Raw genomic sequence first — 1,548 nt, 5'->3', positions numbered from 1 at the left:
GACTCCCTGCGCAGGTATTCGGCCGTGCCCAGCCCGCCGAGTGTGGCCACGAGTAGCACGGCCAGGGCGGCCGCGACCAGGTTGCGCCGCCTGGACTGCCGGCGGGCCTGCCGGGAGGCGGCGTCGAGGTATTCGCGTTCGCGCCTGGCCAGCGTGAGGTCCTTGCGTTCGGCCGCGGCCCAGTGGAGCGTCCGGTCCAGGGCCGAGCCGTGCATCAGATCGGCGGGTCTCCTGCCGTGCGACTCCCACTCGGCCGCGGCGTCGGCGAGGCGGCGGTGCACGGGCAGTCCCTCGCGGTTGCCCGCCACCCAGTCCCGGAGCCTGGGCCAGGCGCGCAGCAGGCCCGGCATGGCCAGCGCGTACGCCGTCCCGGTCCGCGTGACGATGCCCGCCGCGGCGAACACGTCGAGCAGCGCGTCGACGGCCGGGGTCTCGGGCAGCTCGTCCCGGCCGACCGGCCGGAGCGTGTCGCCGTCGACCATCCGCAGGAAAACCTCGGGCACGCTCGCCCGCTCAGTCTCGGTGAGCTCGGCATAGAGCTCCTCGGCGATCGCGCCCAGGTCCGGTTCCGCCCGGCCCTTCAGCGTGCCGGCCAGCGTGCCGCCGCGCGCCAGCGGGTCCTCCTCGGCGGCGTCGCCCGCGACGGTGTCGTCGAGCAGGCGCAGCAGCACCTCCATGGCGGTCGGCCGGTCGGCGGCGTTCCTGGAAAGGGCGGCCGCCACGAGGGAGCCGAGCGGTTCCGGCAGCCCGGCCACGTCCGGCTCGAAGCCGAGCAGCCGCCCGATGACCGCCATCGGGTCACCGTGCTCGATCGCGTCCCTCCCCCGGGCCGCGAACAGCACGACCAGGCCCCACGCCCACAGGTCGGCCGCCTCGGTCACGGCGCGCCCGTCGAACACCTCCGGCGACATGTAGTTCGGCGTGCCCATGATCGGACCGCTCGTCGTCGGCCCGACCTCCCTGGCCACCCCGAAGTCGATCACCCGCGGGCCGTCGGGGCCCAGGATGATGTTGTCCGGCTTGAGGTCGCGGTGCACGATGCCGGCCTGGTGGATGGCGGTCAGCGCGGTCGCCACGCCGACGGCCAGGCGGCGCAGCCGGTCGCCCTCATAGGGGCCCGACTCGGCCACGACCTGCCGCAGGCTGAGGCCGGGGACGTACTCGCTGACGATGTACGGCGGGGCCGCCTCGACCTGCGCCTCGATCACCTTGGCGGTGCAGAACGAGGCCACCCGCTGGGCTGCCGACGCCTCCTTGGCCAGCCTGGCCCGCGCCTGCGCGCCCTCGGACCTGGGCACCTTGATCGCGACCCGCTCACCCGGCTCACCGTACGCCTCGTAGACGACGCCCTGACCGCCCTGGCCCAGGCGGCCGACCAGCCAGTAACGCCCCAGGCGGTGCGGGTCGGAAGAAGTGAGAGGAACCATCAAGACCGCCATTCTGCTCGATCGGGGTCGTCACGGACCATAGGGCGGCGGATGTTGAGGCGATGTTGAGGATCCGCCCAGTCCGGCGGCAAGCGCTCGCGTGCCGCGCAAAGACCGGGGT

General features: G+C 74.0%; 1 protein-coding gene. It reads right to left on the bottom strand.

What is annotated here, in order from left to right:
- A partial coding sequence (locus ACTWQA_RS58880) for a serine/threonine-protein kinase (RefSeq protein WP_443167476.1) occupies nt 1-1,427 on the bottom strand: 1,427 nt, incomplete at its 3' end.
- Between the last annotated feature and the right edge of the window lie 121 nt (nt 1,428-1,548).

The sequence above is a fragment of the Nonomuraea sp. 10N515B genome (assembly GCF_052245915.1).
Taxonomy (GTDB): domain Bacteria; phylum Actinomycetota; class Actinomycetes; order Streptosporangiales; family Streptosporangiaceae; genus Nonomuraea.
Note: the sequence above shows the minus strand (reverse complement) of the source record. Positions and strands in the feature narration are given on the sequence as shown.